At 74.2% G+C, this 14,324-nt stretch carries 16 protein-coding genes; 9 read left to right on the top strand and 7 right to left on the bottom strand.

Annotated elements, in window-relative coordinates:
• Positions 1-163 precede the first annotated feature (163 nt).
• The 6 genes from G567_RS0100135 (at position 164) to G567_RS25865 (ending at position 6,155) form a co-directional block, all read left to right on the top strand.
• On the top strand, positions 164-1,618 hold the full coding sequence (locus G567_RS0100135; RefSeq protein ID WP_028928356.1) for an FAD-linked oxidase C-terminal domain-containing protein: 1,455 nt from the start codon (positions 164-166) through the stop codon (positions 1,616-1,618).
• Entirely contained in the window at positions 1,615-2,772 is a 1,158-nt protein-coding gene (locus G567_RS0100130; RefSeq protein ID WP_028928355.1) for an FAD-binding oxidoreductase, read from the top strand. Before G567_RS0100135 ends, G567_RS0100130 begins: the two co-directional genes overlap by 4 nt.
• Positions 2,769-4,088, top strand: a complete 1,320-nt coding sequence (locus tag G567_RS0100125; RefSeq protein WP_028928354.1) for a (Fe-S)-binding protein — start codon at positions 2,769-2,771, stop codon at positions 4,086-4,088. The genes G567_RS0100130 and G567_RS0100125 overlap by 4 nt, the downstream gene beginning before the upstream one ends.
• Positions 4,089-4,370: 282 nt before the next feature.
• Positions 4,371-4,679, top strand: a complete 309-nt coding sequence (locus G567_RS31635) for an ATP-binding protein (protein WP_028928353.1) — start codon at positions 4,371-4,373, stop codon at positions 4,677-4,679.
• On the top strand, positions 4,676-5,512 hold the full coding sequence (locus G567_RS25870; RefSeq protein WP_051231991.1) for an NAD(P)H-dependent flavin oxidoreductase: 837 nt from the start codon (positions 4,676-4,678) through the stop codon (positions 5,510-5,512). The genes G567_RS31635 and G567_RS25870 overlap by 4 nt, the downstream gene beginning before the upstream one ends.
• A 37-nt stretch (positions 5,513-5,549) precedes the next feature.
• Positions 5,550-6,155 carry a DinB family protein gene (locus G567_RS25865; protein ID WP_084795606.1) on the top strand — a complete coding sequence of 202 codons (606 nt, stop codon included), beginning with the start codon at positions 5,550-5,552 and terminating at the stop codon, positions 6,153-6,155.
• On the opposite strand, the gene G567_RS0100105 is transcribed toward G567_RS25865, so the two are convergent.
• Complete coding sequence (locus tag G567_RS0100105; RefSeq protein WP_028928352.1) at positions 6,113-7,072, bottom strand: thiamine-phosphate kinase; 960 nt, start codon at positions 7,070-7,072, stop codon at positions 6,113-6,115. The genes G567_RS25865 and G567_RS0100105 overlap by 43 nt on opposite strands.
• 156 nt (positions 7,073-7,228) lie before the next feature.
• On the opposite strand from G567_RS0100105, the gene G567_RS0100100 reads away from it, so the two are divergent.
• Positions 7,229-7,465: an Lrp/AsnC ligand binding domain-containing protein gene (locus tag G567_RS0100100; RefSeq protein ID WP_028928351.1), complete on the top strand. Its 237-nt coding sequence runs from the start codon at positions 7,229-7,231 to the stop codon at positions 7,463-7,465.
• On the top strand, positions 7,465-8,061 hold the full coding sequence (locus G567_RS0100095; RefSeq protein WP_051231990.1) for a DUF3515 domain-containing protein: 597 nt from the start codon (positions 7,465-7,467) through the stop codon (positions 8,059-8,061). Before G567_RS0100100 ends, G567_RS0100095 begins: the two co-directional genes overlap by 1 nt.
• Before the next feature lie 242 nt (positions 8,062-8,303).
• Here the strand turns inward: G567_RS0100095 and G567_RS0100090 are convergent, their stop codons facing one another.
• The 4 genes from G567_RS0100090 to G567_RS0100075 are packed head-to-tail and all read right to left on the bottom strand — an operon-like array spanning position 8,304 to position 11,945.
• Entirely contained in the window at positions 8,304-9,407 is a 1,104-nt protein-coding gene (locus G567_RS0100090) for a D-alanine--D-alanine ligase family protein (RefSeq protein ID WP_147201146.1), read from the bottom strand.
• A gap of 28 nt (positions 9,408-9,435) precedes the next feature.
• Positions 9,436-10,338 carry an isocitrate lyase/PEP mutase family protein gene (locus G567_RS0100085; RefSeq protein WP_028928348.1) on the bottom strand — a complete coding sequence of 301 codons (903 nt, stop codon included), beginning with the start codon at positions 10,336-10,338 and terminating at the stop codon, positions 9,436-9,438.
• A gap of 34 nt (positions 10,339-10,372) precedes the next feature.
• On the bottom strand, positions 10,373-11,236 hold the full coding sequence (locus G567_RS0100080; RefSeq protein WP_084795604.1) for a PaaX family transcriptional regulator: 864 nt from the start codon (positions 11,234-11,236) through the stop codon (positions 10,373-10,375).
• Between the two features lie 46 nt (positions 11,237-11,282).
• Positions 11,283-11,945, bottom strand: coding sequence for a maleylpyruvate isomerase family mycothiol-dependent enzyme (locus G567_RS0100075; protein ID WP_028928346.1), 663 nt, complete (start codon positions 11,943-11,945; stop codon positions 11,283-11,285).
• A 57-nt stretch (positions 11,946-12,002) separates the two neighbouring features.
• Between G567_RS0100075 and G567_RS0100070 the strand changes: the two genes are divergently transcribed.
• Positions 12,003-12,467 (top strand): MarR family winged helix-turn-helix transcriptional regulator, encoded by a 465-nt coding sequence (locus G567_RS0100070; RefSeq protein WP_051231989.1) that lies wholly within the window; start codon positions 12,003-12,005, stop codon positions 12,465-12,467.
• A 21-nt stretch (positions 12,468-12,488) separates the two neighbouring features.
• On the opposite strand, the gene G567_RS0100065 is transcribed toward G567_RS0100070, so the two are convergent.
• Positions 12,489-12,845 carry a hypothetical protein gene (locus G567_RS0100065; protein ID WP_028928344.1) on the bottom strand — a complete coding sequence of 119 codons (357 nt, stop codon included), beginning with the start codon at positions 12,843-12,845 and terminating at the stop codon, positions 12,489-12,491.
• A 109-nt stretch (positions 12,846-12,954) separates the two neighbouring features.
• Positions 12,955-14,322 (bottom strand): MocR-like pyridoxine biosynthesis transcription factor PdxR, encoded by a 1,368-nt coding sequence (pdxR, locus tag G567_RS0100060; RefSeq protein WP_028928343.1) that lies wholly within the window; start codon positions 14,320-14,322, stop codon positions 12,955-12,957.
• Between the last annotated feature and the right edge of the window lie 2 nt (positions 14,323-14,324).

The raw sequence follows: 14,324 nt of genomic DNA, 5'->3' as shown, positions 1-14,324 counted from the left end.
GTTGAGCAGTACCTTTGTATCAGCCCGGTGGCGCCCCTTCCGCATAGCGGAACCAGTCCCGGTCGAATCCCCGTCGCTCCTCCCGCGGCCGGTCGTTCACCGCCGCACCGACCGTCCCGCAGGGACTACGTTGAGCGCGGGCAACGTGAGTGGAGGTGTACCGGTGGCGCTCGACAAGACGATCCACAGCGCGTTCGCCCGCGCGACCGGGCCGGAGAACGTGATCGACGACCCGGTACGCTGCCGAGCCTACGAATGCGACGGGCTGACCGGCTACCGGGTGGTACCCGATCTGGTGCTGCTGCCCCGCGACGCCGCGGCGGTGGCGGCCGCGGTGCGGGTCTGCGCGGAACACGGGGTGGCGTTCGTGGCACGCGGCGCCGGCACCGGTCTTTCCGGCGGGGCGCTTCCGGTGGCCGACGGGGTGGTCATCTCGCTCTCGCGGCTGCGGCGGATCCTGGAGATCGACCCGGTGAACCGGCGGGCGGTCATCGAGCCCGGGGTCACCAACCTGGAGATCACCGCGGCCGCCGCGCCGCACGGGCTGTACTACGCGCCCGACCCGTCCAGCCAGCAGGTCTGCACCATCGGCGGCAACGTGGCGGAGAACTCCGGTGGCGCGCACTGCCTCAAGTACGGCTTCACCACCAACCACGTGCTGGCGACCGAGGTCGTGCTGCCCGACGGCTCGATCGTCACGTTCGGCGGCGACTCGCCCGAGCAGGCGGGGCCCGACCTGCGCGGGGTGTTCGTCGGTTCCGAGGGCACCCTCGGCATCACCACCAAGATCACCGTGCGGCTGCTGCCGACCCCGGAGACGGTGCGCACGCTGCTCGCCGACTTCCCGTCGATCGGCGCCGCGGGGGACGTGGTCAGCGACATCGTCGCCGCCGGGATCGTCCCGGCCGCGGTCGAGATGATGGACACCCTCGCGATCGAGGCGGCCGAACAGGCGGTGCACGCGGGCTACACGGTCGGGGTGGCCGCGGCCCTCGTCGTCGAGCTCGACGGGCCGGTCGAGGAGTGCGAGGTCCAGTTCGACCAGGTCAAGCGGATCTGCGACCGGCACGGCTGCACCCGGCTGCATATCGCGGGTTCGGCCGAGGAGCGGGCGGCGATCTGGCGGGGGCGCAAAGCGGCCTTCGCCGCGGTCGGACGCATCTCGCCCGACTATTTCGTGCAGGACGGCGTCGTCCCCCGCACCCGGCTCGGCGAGGTGCTCGACCGGATCGCCGCGATGGGCAAGGCCGCGGGGCTGCGGGTGGCGAACGTGTTTCACGCGGGCGACGGCAACCTGCATCCGCTGGTGCTCTACAACGCCGCTGCCGGCGAGACCGAGCGGGCCGAGCGGCTCTCGGCCCAGATCGCCGAGCTGTGTGTCGAGCTGGGCGGTTCGCTGTCCGGCGAGCACGGCATCGGCACCGACAAGGCGTGTTCGATGCCCAAGATGTTCTCCCGCGACGATCTCGCCGTCATGCAGCGGGTCCGGGACGCCTTCGACCCGGACGGCCTGTGCAACCCGGGCAAGGTGCTGCCGACGCCGCGGCTGTGCGGCGAACGCCCGGGACCCTACCGACCCCACCCCCTGGAGGAGGCAGGAGTGATCGAGCGCCTGTGAGTACGCCGACCGCGCTGCGGCCCACGGATCTGCGCGGCGTCCGCGACGCCGTCCTCGACTCCGCGGGTCCACTCGCCATCGCCGGGGCAGGCACCGCCGCCTGGGCCGGTGACCTGCACCCCGTCGACGCCGTGCTCGACACCACCGGTCTCACCGGGGTGATCGCGCACAACCCCGGTGATATGACCGTCTCGGCGTACGCCGGCACGCCGTTGCGCGAGCTGAACGAGACGCTGGCGGCGCACGGGCAGCGTGTGGCCCTCGACGCCGCCAGGGTGGCGCGCGGCGCGACGATCGGTGGGTTGATCGCCACCGCCGACGCCGGCCCGGCCGCGCTGGCCCGCGGCTCGATGCGCGACCTCGTCATCGGCGCCACCGTGGTGCTGGCCGACGGCACCGTCGCCCGCAGCGGCGGACATGTGATCAAGAACGTGGCCGGCTACGACCTGGCGAAGCTCCTGCACGGCTCCTACGGAACCCTCGGGGTGCTCGTCGAGGTCGTGCTCCGGCTGCATCCGGTTCCGAAGCAGACCGCGACGCTCGCCCTGGACTGCCCGCTCGCCGAGGCCGCCGGGCGTGCCGCCCCGGTTCTCGACGGCCCCTACGAGCCGGTCGCCGTGGAGTGGCGGTCGCATTCGAGCGGGGATGGTTCGGGACCGGCCGCCACCGAGGCGGGCAGGCTCCTGGTACGCATCGAGGCCACCCCGGACGCGCTGGGCGCGCGGGCGCGGCGGCTGCTGCGGGCGCTGGGTTCCGGCGCGACCGAGGCCGGAGCGCAGGAGTGGGCCGCGCACGCCGAACGCGTGCGGGGACGCCCCGAGCAGGCCGTGCTGCGCCTCGGCGCCCGGCCCTCGACCCTCCCCGGCCTGCTCGCCGCGCTGCCCGGCGCCGCCACCGACGCCGCCGCCCTCACCCTGGGCGTCGGCACCGGCGTCGCCACCGCGGCGCTGCCCGCCTCCGCCGAGGACGTGGTGGCCGCGCACCACGCGGTGCACGCCGCCGGCGGGACCTCGGTGCTGCGTGACCGGCCCGCCGGGCTCGGTGCGCCCGCCTGGGGCCCGCCGCCGTCCGCGTTGCGCGTGTTCAAGGCCGTCAAGACCGCACTCGATCCCGAGGCCCGGCTCGGGCCCGGCCGCTTCGACCCCTGGATATGACCACCGCCCCCGCCGGGCGCGGCGCGTTCGACGCGCACCGCCCACCCGAGCGCGACCTGCTCGACGACTGCGTGCACTGCGGGTTCTGCCTGCCCACCTGCCCCACCTACCAGCTGTGGGGCGAGGAGATGGACTCCCCGCGCGGCCGGATCTACCTGATGAACCTCGCGGAGAAGGGCGAGATCGGCCTGCAGGGCCCGTTCCACGAGCACATCGACCGCTGCCTGGGCTGCATGGCCTGCGTGACGGCCTGCCCGTCCGGGGTGCAGTACGACCGGTTGCTGGAGTCGGTGCGTCCGCAGCTGGAGCGCAACGTCGAACGCTCACGCGGCGACCGGCTCTTCCGGAACGCGATCTTCGCGCTGTTCCCGTACAAGCGCAGACTGCGCGCGGCCGCGCTACCGGGTGCGCTGTACCAGCGGCTGCGCGGGGTGCCCGCGGTGCGCAGGCTCGCCGCGAGGCTGCCCGGCAGGCTCGGCGCGCTGGAGTCGCTGCTGCCACCGGTGAACGTGCGCGAGGCGTTCGCGACCCTTCCGGCCCACACCCCGGCCGTCGGTGAGCGTCGGGCGCGGGTCGCGCTGCTGTCGGGTTGCGTGCAGGACGTGTTCTTCCACCGGGTCAACGAGGCCACCGTCCGGGTGCTCGCCGCGGAGGGTTGTGACGTGCTGGTGCCCCGCGACCAGGTGTGCTGCGGGGCGCTGGAGCTGCACGCCGGCCGCGAGGACCCCGCGCTCGGACGGGCCAGACGCACGATCGAGACCTTCGAGCGGCTCGACGTCGACCACCTGGTAACCAACGTGGCCGGCTGCGGCTCGTCGATGAAGGAGTACGCGCACCTGCTCGCCGACGACCCGGAGTGGGTCGAGCGCGCGAGGGTGTTCAGCGCCCGGGTGCGCGACGTGCACGAGGTGCTGGCCGACCTGCTCGACGACGGCGGCCCGCGGGCCCCGCGGCATCCGTTCCGCGGCCGGGTCGCCTACCACGACGCCTGCCATCTGGGGCACGCGCAGCGGGTCCGCACCCAGCCGCGGGCGGTGCTGCGCTCCATCCCGGAGCTGGAGCTGGTCGAGCTTCCCGAGGCGGAGCTGTGCTGCGGCTCGGCGGGCATCTACAACCTGGTCGCCCCGGAGGCCGCGGCGCAGCTCGGGGAGCGCAAGGCGGCCAACGTGCGGTCGGTGGGGCCGACGGTGGTCGTCACCGCCAACCCGGGCTGCCTGCTGCAGATCGGCCGGCACCTGGGCACCGATCTGCCGCTGTTGCACCCGATGCAGCTGCTGGACGCCTCGATCCGTGGGACGGCGGTGCCCGTGAGGTGACGTCCGACGACGTTATGGAGCCATACTGTCGCGCGGGAGGGCCGGGCGAGTGCGTTATGGAGCCATAACGCGCTCGGACGATGTCGAGGACACCGCCGCGACGGCCGCGGGTCACGGCGGTGTCCTCGACGTCGAAGGTCCTCTCGGGATCGGCAAGACCGAGCTGGTCGCGGCGACCGTCGCGACGGCCCGGCACCGGGGGCTGCGGATGCTGCGCGCCCTGGGCGGCGAGCTCGAGGGGACCTCGCCTCCGGCGTCGTCCTGCAGCTGTTCAAACGGCCGATGCTGCACGGGCTGTACTGGCTGACGGCGAACCTCGCCGCCCGCGACCCGCTGCTGATCGCCGTCGACGACGCGCACTGGGCGGATCCGGCGTCCCTGCGGTTTCTCAACTATCTCGCGCGCAGGCTCGACGGGTTGACGGTGCTGCTCGTGGTGGCCGCCCGGCCCACCGCGACCGGGAGCGGTGCGGCGCTGCGGGCCGCCCGGGGTGACGCCGCGCTACGCCCCGCGCCGCTCACCCCCGGGCGGAGTCCGGGCGGTGATCGGGCCCGCCCACCCCGCAGTTCGTCGCGGCCTGCCACGCGGTGAGGGTCGGCAACCCGTACCTGCTGCGCGAGCTGCTCGCGGCGCTGCGTGCCGACGGGGTCGACATCGAGCGCGCCGATGCCGACCGGGTCCGGGAACTCGGGCCGGCGTCGGTGTCGGCGGCGGTGCTGCGCCGCCTCGGCCCGGACGCCGGCAGACTGGCCCGCGCGGTCGCGCTGCTCGGCTCGGCGACACCGCTGCGCCACGCCGCCGCGCTCGCCGAGCTCGACCCGGCGATGGACCGGGCCCAGGCCGAGGCGGCGGTCGAGGTACTCATCGCCCAGGGCAGCGAGGCGGGCGGGCACGGCGGCTGGGTGTCGACCATGGTCGTGGTTGCGCAGGTCGTCGATGTCGCCGGCGCCGTCCCGGTGCTGGCCGCGGGCGGGATCGCGGACGGGCGCGGGCTGGCCGCCGCCCTCGCGCTCGGCGCGCAGGGAGTGAGCATGGGGACGCGGTTCCTCGCCAGCACCGAGGCATCCGTGCACCGGGACCGGAAGCAGCGCATCCTCGCCGCCGACGCGCTCGACGCCGTCAAGGTCGTCGACGGTAATGCGCTGCTTCCGCCCTACAGCCGGCCGGGCGTGCGCACCGAGGGTCGCGCGCGGCGTACCCCGCTGATCGACCTGCTGCGGGAGCACCCCAAACAGGTCGATCCCGCCGTCGCCGGGCCCGAGCTGCTGGCCGCCATCCGCCGCGGCCGCGGCGACGAGTACCTGCCGTTCGCCGGCCAGTCGGTCGAGCTGATCCACGAGCTGCTGCCCGCCGCCGAGATCGTCCGCCGGGTCGTCGAGGAGGCCGAGGCGGCGCTCGCCGACGCGGCCGTGCACGTGAAGTGACCCGGAACCGTCGGTGCCCGGTTCTAGCGTTGCAGGCATGGACTGGACCGAGCAGCTCGTCACCCAGCTCGACCGGCACTGGACCGGGCAGGTGCGCCCGAAGTTCGAGGGCCTGACCAACGCGGAGTACTTCTGGGAGCCCGCGCCGGGCGCGTGGAACGTGCGCCCGCGCGGAACGTCCACCGCACCCGTGCAGGCCGGCAGCGGCGATTTCACGATCGACTTCGCGTTCCCGGAGCCCGATCCGCCGCCGGTCACGACGATCTCGTGGCGGCTCGCGCACCTGATCGTCGGGGTCTTCGGGGCCCGGGTGGGCAACCACTTCGGCGGTCCGCCGGTCGAGTACCCCACGTTCGGCTACGCGGGCACCGCGGCCGAGGCGCTTCGCCAGCTCGACGAGGTCTATCGCGCGTGGACGGCGGGTGTCCGCGGCCTCGGCCCGGACGCGCTGGCCGCCCCGGTCGGGCCCGCCGAGGGTCCGTGGGCCGACCGCCCCATGGCCGAGCTCGTGCTGCACATCAACCGGGAGGCGATCCATCACGGGGCGGAGGTTCTCCTGCTGCGCGACCTGTTCCGGCGGGAGCGCGCTGAGTACCTCGGTCAGCCGCGCGTGAAGTGGTCCCAGCCCCCCGGGCCCGCGTAGGGGCGGCCGTCGACGAGCACGGCCGGGACCCCCTCGCGGACCGTGCCGATCACCGTCCAGCCCGACGGCAGCGTGCTCCCCGGCGGGAAGGTCGCGACCAGCGCATGGTCCTCGCCGCCGGTGAGCAGCCAGTGCAGCGGGTCGGTGCCCAGCGCGGACGCCACCTCACGCAGCCGCATCGGCACCTCGAGCGCGGCGCCGCGCACGTCGACGAGCACCCCCGACGCCTCCGCGACATGCCCGAGGTCGGCGAGCAACCCGTCCGAGACGTCGATCATCGCGGTGGCCCCGGCCAGCGCCGCGGCCGGCCCGGCGGCGTAGGGCGGCTCGGGCACCCGATGCGCCCCCACGACCGCCACCGGCGAACGGAACCCGCGATGCAGGACGGCCAGACCGGCGGCGGCCCAGCCGATCCGCCCGCACAGCGCGACAAGGTCACCGGGGCGGGCGCCCCCGCGGGTCACGGGTTCGCGGCCCTCCAGCGAGCCGAGCGCCGTGACGGAAATCACCAGCGCCGTCGACGCCGCCACGTCCCCGCCGACCACGCCGATCCCCGACGCCCTGGCCTCGGCCCAGAGCCCGTCGGCGAGGCCCTCCAGGGTCGCGACCGGCGTCGAGACCGGGCACGCCAGCCCGACCAGCAGTGCCGTCGGTACCGCGCCCATCGCCGCGATATCGGCCAGGTTCGCCGCCGCGGCCTTGCGGCCTGCCTGTTCCGGGGTGGACCAGTCCAGCCGGAAGTGGACCCCCTCGACGAGCACGTCCGTGCAGGCAACGACCCGGGCGTCGGGCGCCGCGACGACCGCGGCGTCGTCGCCAGGGCCGAGCAGCGTGCCCGGCGGATGCGACCGACCGGCGGTGACCCGCGCGACCAGGCCGAACTCGCCCAGCTCGGCAAGCGTGTCCGAGGGGGTGATCGCGGGGTTCACCCCCTCGGGTCCCCCGGATGAGGCCCTCGACGATATAGGCACAGCGGCCACCTCCGGTACGTTCGGCTTCCGACTTTCCTACCCAACACGACCGCCGCGCCATCGGATGACGCGACGAATATCCCGACGCGGAAGGAACACGCCGTGGTTCACGCCTACATCCTGGTCCAGACGGAGGTCGGCAAAGCGGCCGCCGTGGCCGCTTCGATCGCCGGTATCCCCGGGGTCATCTCCGCCGAGGACGTCACCGGACCATACGACGTCGTCGTCCGGGCCGAGGCCGACGACGTCGACAAGCTCGGACAGCTCGTGGTGGCCCAGGTGCAGGGGGTCAGCGGCATCACCCGCACCCTGACCTGCCCCGTCGTCAAGCTGAGCTGATGCCGATGGTGGCGCCCGAGAACCGTACCGAACGTCGGGAGCGGCCCCGGCCTGCGATCATCGTCGCGATCACGCTGCCGGTGCTGCTCGCCGTCGTGGTCGCGTCCATCGCGATCGTCGTCCGGATCCTCGGCGTGGACGGCGCCGACACCGCGCCTCCCGCCGAGACCGGGCCGCTGGCCGTCGCGCCGGTCGACGCACCCGATGCGGGCACCTCGGAGTGCACGGCGTTACTGGGCGCCGTCCCGGCGGAGCTCCCGGGCGCCGATGAACCGCTGCCGACCCGACCGCTGTCGGCCCCGGCCCCGGCCGGGGTGCGAGCCTGGGTGGCTGCGCCGCGCCCCGTCGTGCTGCGCTGCGGGCTGCCGCGCCCCGTCGAGCTCACCCCGACCTCGCCGCTCATCGAGATCAACGGGGTGAACTGGCTGCAGCTCCCCGATGACGCCCCGGAGCCGGTCGTGAGCAGTTACGTGGCTGTCGACCGCCCGGTCTACGTGGTGCTCACCGCCCCGTCCTCGGTCGGAAGCGGTCCGCTGCAAGCGGTGTCGGACGCGGTCCGCGCAACCCTGCCCGCCACCCCGATCGCCGTCCGCTGATCCCCTCCCCGCGAGGCGGGGTATTTCTGGGCGCGAGGCGGGGTGGTCACGTGCCTCGGGGCGGGGACCCGTCCAGGGTGATGATCAGCGTTCGGGCGGCACGAGCCGCGCGCAGCACGGTTGCGCCCGCCGAATTGCCGATCATGGCTCCGGAGTGGCCCGAGAATGGCCGCCCGCCCGCCGGGCGGGTTCAGCGCGGCCCGGTCCCGGGCGGGTTCAGCGCGGCCCGGCCCCGGGCGGGTTCAGCGCAGCCCGGTCCCCCGCGCGAGCGCCGTCTCCACCAGCGTGGCGAGCAGCGTCGGGTAGTCCACCCCGGTGACCGTCCACATCCGGGGGTACATCGAGATCGGGGTGAAGCCCGGCATCGTGTTGATCTCGTTGATCGTCAGCTCGCCGTCGGGGCCCACGAAGAAGTCGACGCGGGCGAGCCCTTGGCAGTCCAGCGCCCGGAAGGCGGCGACCGCAAGCTCGCGCACCTGCTCGGTGACGGCGTCGTCGAGCTTGGCCGGGATATCGAACTCGCAGACGTCGTCGAGGTACTTCGCCTCGAAGTCGTAGAACTCCGGCCCGGGCCCCACGATCCGGATCTCGGCCGGAACGCTGGCCCGGACCGAGCCGTCGGGGAACTCCAGCACCCCGCATTCGACCTCACGACCGACGATCGCGGCCTCCACCAGCACCTTGGGGTCGTGCGCCCGGGCTGCCTCGACGGCGTCGGCGAGATCAGCCCAGTCAGAGACCTTCGTGATCCCCACCGACGAGCCGGCCCTGGCCGGCTTGACGAAGACCGGCAGCCCCAGCCGTTCGCGCTCGGCGCCGGTGAGGGTGGTGGCACCGGGCCGCAGCACAACCCGGTCGCCCACCGGCAGGCCCTCGGCGGCGAGCAGCTTCTTGGTGAACTCCTTGTCCATGCCTGCGGCGCTGGCCAGCACACCCGCCCCGACGTAGGGGACGCCGGCCATCTCCAGCAGCCCCTGCAGCGTGCCGTCCTCGCCGTAGGGGCCGTGCAGGACCGGGAACACGACGTCGACGCCCGAGAAGACTTCGCCGCGGCGGCCGGCGTCGAGCCGCACCAGCCCGCCGCGGGTCGGATCGCCGGGCAGCGCGAGCGCCGTGCCCGCGGCGTCGACGGCGGGCAGCCGACGGCCGCTGATCGCCAGTCGCGCCGGGTCGCGGGAACCGAGCACCCAGGCGCCCTCCCGGGTGATGCCGACCGGGACGATCTCGAAGCGCTCACTGTCCAGGTGCGACAGCACACTCCCGGCCGAGACGCACGAGATCGCGTGCTCGCTACTGCGGCCACCGAAGACGATGGCCACCCGCACCTTGCGATCCACTGCGCTCATGGGCGCCGAGGGTAGCGGCGCCGTTGAGTCAGGACCCGAAGCGCTGTTCCAGTGCGCCGATCTCGGGCAGCCCGACGAGGTCGGTGAAACCCTCGAAGGTCGGCAAACCGGACAACGCCGCGGCCGGCGTCCCGTCCCGGCGCACGGTCTCCAGCAACGCCCGGATACCCGATGTCGCCGCGAGCAGCGTGCCGATCGGGAACAGGACGAGGGAGTACCCGAGCTCCCCGATCCGCTCCAGCGACAACGGCGGCGTTCGTCCGCCCTCGGCCCAGTTGAACACCAGCGGCGCCAGCCCCCGCAGCTGCGACGCCACCGTCTTGAGTGCGTCCTCGCTGGTGGGAGCCTCGACAAACAGCAGGTCGGCCCCCGCGTCGGCGTAGGCCCGCGCCCGGTTGATCGCCTCGTCGAGCCCGTGCACAGCCGCGGCGTCCGTGCGGGCGATCAGGACGAAGTCGGGGTCGCGGCGGGCGGCGGCCGCCGCCCGGATCTTGCCGACCATCTCCCCGGCGGGGATCACCTGCTTGCCGCTCAGATGTCCGCACCGCTTCGGCGTCACCTGGTCCTCGAGGTGGATGCCGGCCACCCCCGCCTGCTCGTAGCCGGCCACGGTGCGCACCACATTGATCGCGTTCCCGTAGCCGGTGTCGGCGTCGGCGATGACCGGGACGTCGACGGCGGCCACGATGCGTCGCGCGTTGTCGATCATCTCGGTGGCGGTGAGCAGGCCGACGTCGGGGCGACCGATCAGCGACGCCGTGGTGCCGAAACCGGTCATGTAGACGACCGCGAACCCGGCCTGCTCGACGAGCCGGGCCGACAGCGCGTCGTAGGCGCCGGGCGCGACGAGCGGCGCGTCGTCGGACGCGGTGCGCAGCAGCTCGCGCAGCCGAGCCCGGGCAGCCCCCGGGTTGCTCAGCAGATCCGCCACCGATCCTCACCCCACCGTGGCATCGTCGCGCACGCTATGCCCGCGCCGGCCGCATCAGCACCGCCCGGGCGTGCTCACCCGCCGGGCCGGCCAGCCGTTCGCGCAGCGCCGTGAACAGCGTCTCGGCCGCCAACCCGTTCCAGTCGGCCGGCAGCAGCTCCAGCGGCAGGCCGGGGTCGGCGTAGGGTAGCCTGCGCCAGGCCGTCAGGACCTCCACGTAGTCGGCGAACGCCCGCGCCGCGTCCCGCTCGGGCCCGCGCGACCAGCGCTCCCGCACCGGCCGGTACCGCTCGATGAAGTCGGTGTAGAGCCGGCGCAGGGCCTCGAGGTCCCACCAGCTGCGGACGTTCTCCCGCGGGTCTCGGAACGCGACGTGCTGCGCGCGGAAGACCTCGGCGAACACGCCGAGCCGCCACCGCTCCAGTACCTCGCGCGCCTCGGTCTCCAGGTGGCCGGGCGCCACCCAGACCCCCGGCGCGACCGTGCCGAAGCCCAGCCGGGTGAGCTGCGAACGGAGCTGGTGGCGCTTGTCGCGCTCCGGTTCCGGGACGGAGAAGACGACGAGCAGCCATCCGTCGTCGAGCGTCGCCCGCCTGCGTCCGAAGATGCGGGCGTCCCCCTCGGCCAGGATGTGCCGGGCGGTGGGCGAGAGCGTGTAGCCCGCGGTCCCGCCGACCTTCTCGGCGACGAGGAGGCCGCGCCGTTTGAGCCGGTAGATCGATGACCGGACCGCTTGCCCGTCGACCCCGAGATCGGCCATCAGCCGCACCACCGAGGCGATGGACAGCCAACCCTCGTTCTGCCGCGCGTAGAGCCCGTAGAGGGTCACGATCAGCTGCCACGGCTGGTTCGCGGCGAAAGCCCGCCCGCCGCGCACCGGATCCTCGACGACGGTCACCGATCCACGATAGCCGCCGCTGCGCGTAGCCCGTGGCCCCGTTCCCTCACCCGCCGCCGGGGCCGATACGAGGCCGTGGGGCCAGGCGCGCGGCGAGCTCGACGGCGCCGTCGCCTGCCAGGAGTGGCACGGTCGCGCTGCGTCCGGCCAGCAGTGGCAGGATCGCCGTGATCGGACCGCTGACCTCGGCTCCCTCGCCGGCGGTCCAGTCGACATCGGGAGCGTGCAACCGGAACCCGCGCAGCCGCCGGCGCGCGTGGAACGGGAACCCGATCCGCCACAGGTGATCGGCCGAGGCGCGGGCCGCCTCGGCCGGCATCTCGCGGCGCCGTCCGAGCGGCAGCGCGATGTCCTGGCCGTGCACCAGCACGTCCATCAGCGCGTCGGCGAGCCGCTGGCCGGGCGCGAGCCGACGCGAGCCGACGATCCCGCGCAGGTCGGCGACGAGTTGGTCGGTGCCCCGGGTGGCGTGCCAGCGAGCCGAGGCGTCGATCATCCGGTCGAAGCTGCCGCGGGCCCGCACGAACTCGACGGCCGCCGCCGCGACGCTCGTGCGCGGCGCCAGCGTCAGGTGCGCGGCGACCTCCCGCACGGTCCAGCCGACGCACAGCGACGGGTGCGCCCATTCCACCGGGGTCAGTGACGCGAGCAGGTCCGCGATGCCGGCCCGCTCGGCGTCGAGGGCCTGCCACCTCCTGGCGCGCTCCACCTCACACCCCCATCTAGTATGCTTCTCTGACTAATATGGTCAGTTACACTGACTGAAATGTCAAGGAGTGCCGTGCCCGAGGACGTCCCGGCCGATGAACTCAACATCGGCCTACTGCTCTACATCCCGTACCGCGCCCTGGAGGAGCGGGTGTTCGCGGCGCTGGCCGAGGCGGGCTACGGCGACGTCACCCCGGCGCAGGCCCGGGTCTTCCAGCGGATCGGCCCGAACGGCAGTCGGCTCACCGACCTCGCCGCGGCGGCGCAGATCACCAAGCAGACCGCCGGCTTCCTGGTCGACCGGCTCGAGCGCGCCAGGTACGTCGAGCGGATCCCCGACCCGACCGATGCCCGCGCCAGGCTGGTCCGCGTCACCGAGCGCGGTGCCGCGACGATCCCTATCGGGGCGAGGGTCATCGCCGAGATCGAGGCCGAGTGGGCCGCGCACCTCGGGCAGCGACGCATGGCACAGCTACGCGCGGCGCTCACCCGGCTGCGGGAGATCACCGACCCCTACCGCTGAGGAACTCCGCGCGGAGGCCCGCTATACCGGCGCCGGCACCTCGAACGGCTCGAAGGCGAACCGCACCGTTCCGCTCCGTTCGGACGCCGTCACCACCCCGCACGCGGTGCTGGTCCCCAGCTGCGCCAGCACCTTGGCCAGCTCGACCGGCGCATCGACGGCCTCCGTCGAGGACTGTACGAGCGTGCGATGCAACGCGGTGATGTCCCAGCCGTGCCGGCCGCCGCAGCCTGTCGGCACCGCCAGCACCACGTTCAACAGCCAGTGTGGGGGTTTCCCGGCGAGCTCGGGCGTGCTGTGTGACTCGATGCCGATGACCTGGTCGGCGCGGACCAGTCCGTCGTGCAGAGTCTTGATCCACAGTCCGGTCAGACCCATGCCGTCCTCCTCACAGCCGACTCCGTCGGGCCGCATCGCTGCACCAGGCCGACCATTGTCGGGCCATCCGGTTCGCCGGACCAGCAACGGCGGAAACGGCCGCAGCTGGTCAACGGCGCAGGACGTCGGCGACGACGGTGAGGGCCTGCTCCAGATCGGCTCGCGCGGGCCCGGCGTAGCCGAGCACCAGACCCGCGCGCGGTGCTGACCCACCGTAATGGCGGATGAGCCCGTCGAGAACCACCCCGCGGGCGGCGGCCGCGGCCAGCGCCGCCTCCTCGGCGCCGGGATGCGGGAGCGGGACGACCAGGTGTGCGCCCGCCGCGTCCCCGCGCGGCTCCCGTCCGGCGTCGGTGAGGGCGGTGACGGCACGGACCCGCCGGTCGGCCAGTTCGTGGCGCAGCCGCCGCAGGTGGCGGGCGAGATCACCGTGCGCCGCCAGCGCGGCGAACACCCGCTGCCCGGCGGGCGAAGGGCGCGAGCCCGCGCGGTCGCGGTGCTCCAGTACGGCGGCGCGCACGGCGGGCGGGGCGACCAGCCAGCCCGCACTCAGCGTCGGGGTGAGCAACTTGCTGGCCGTGCCCAGATGCACCACCACGTCCGGCCCGAGCGCGGCGAGCAGCGGCAGCGGCGCGACGTCGTAGCGCAGCTCGCCGTCGTAGTCGTCCTCGATGACGAGAAAACCCTCGGTGCGCGCCCGCTCGACCAGCGCGACCCGCCGGGTGGCCGGGAGCCGCCCGCCGAGCGGGAACTGGTGGGCCGGTGTGCAGTACACGGCGGCGAGGCCCACCGGCAGCGCCTCGACATCGAGGCCGTGCCCGTCCACGCGCACCGGGACGACCACGAGTCCGGCGGCCGCGAGCGCCGCGGCGGCCCGCCGGTATCCCGGTTCCTCGACGGCGACCGCGGCGCCGCGCGGCAGGGTACGCGCCAGCTCCCCGATCGCGGCGGTGCTGCCCGCAGTGGCGAGCACGTCGGCAGGATCGGCGGGCAGCCCGCGATGGCGAAGCAGATGTTCGACGACCGCCGCGCGGAACGCCGGGTCGCCGTCGGGCCGCGGGGCGGAATCGGGGGCGAGATCGGCCCCGGCCCGCCAGGCCCGCCGCCAGGCCGACCGGTCCAGCACCTCGACGCACGGCGATCCTGCGCGCAGATCGATCAGGCCGTCGGGTCCGGCGGAGGACGGGGTCCGGGTGGTCCGGCCCGGCGGCGCGGACGGCGGCGCGGCCGTGATGTAGGTGCCCGAACCCCGCCGCCCGGCGACCCAGCCCTCGGCCAGCAGCTGCTCATACGCCGCGGCCGTCACCGTCCGGCTGATCCCGAGGGTCGCGGCCAGCGCACGGGTGGAGGGGAGCCGGTCGCCGGCCCGCAGCGTCCCTGTGGCCGCCGCCTCGCGCAGCGCCGCGGCGAGCTGGACCCCGAGCGACACGGCGGCGGCGCGATCGAGAACGATCGGTGGGATCTCGGGACCCCTCACTC

The sequence above is a fragment of the Pseudonocardia asaccharolytica DSM 44247 = NBRC 16224 genome, assembly GCF_000423625.1.
Taxonomy (GTDB): Bacteria; Actinomycetota; Actinomycetes; order Mycobacteriales; family Pseudonocardiaceae; genus Pseudonocardia; species Pseudonocardia asaccharolytica.
This window is presented reverse-complemented; position numbering and strand designations above follow the sequence as displayed.

What these genes read in the sequence shown, in the direction of transcription:
- G567_RS0100125 (WP_028928354.1), top strand. Translation starts at nt 2,769, where the DNA reads ATGACCACCGCCCCCGCCGGGCGCGGCGCGTTCGACGCGCACCGCCCA.
- G567_RS31635 (WP_028928353.1), top strand. Translation starts at nt 4,371, where the DNA reads ATGCTGCACGGGCTGTACTGGCTGACGGCGAACCTCGCCGCCCGCGAC.
- G567_RS25865 (WP_084795606.1), top strand. Translation starts at nt 5,550, where the DNA reads ATGGACTGGACCGAGCAGCTCGTCACCCAGCTCGACCGGCACTGGACC.
- G567_RS0100095 (WP_051231990.1), top strand. Translation starts at nt 7,465, where the DNA reads ATGCCGATGGTGGCGCCCGAGAACCGTACCGAACGTCGGGAGCGGCCC.
- G567_RS0100090 (WP_147201146.1), bottom strand. Translation starts at nt 9,407, where the DNA reads ATGAGCGCAGTGGATCGCAAGGTGCGGGTGGCCATCGTCTTCGGTGGC.
- G567_RS0100070 (WP_051231989.1), top strand. Translation starts at nt 12,003, where the DNA reads ATGTCAAGGAGTGCCGTGCCCGAGGACGTCCCGGCCGATGAACTCAAC.
- G567_RS0100065 (WP_028928344.1), bottom strand. Translation starts at nt 12,845, where the DNA reads ATGGGTCTGACCGGACTGTGGATCAAGACTCTGCACGACGGACTGGTC.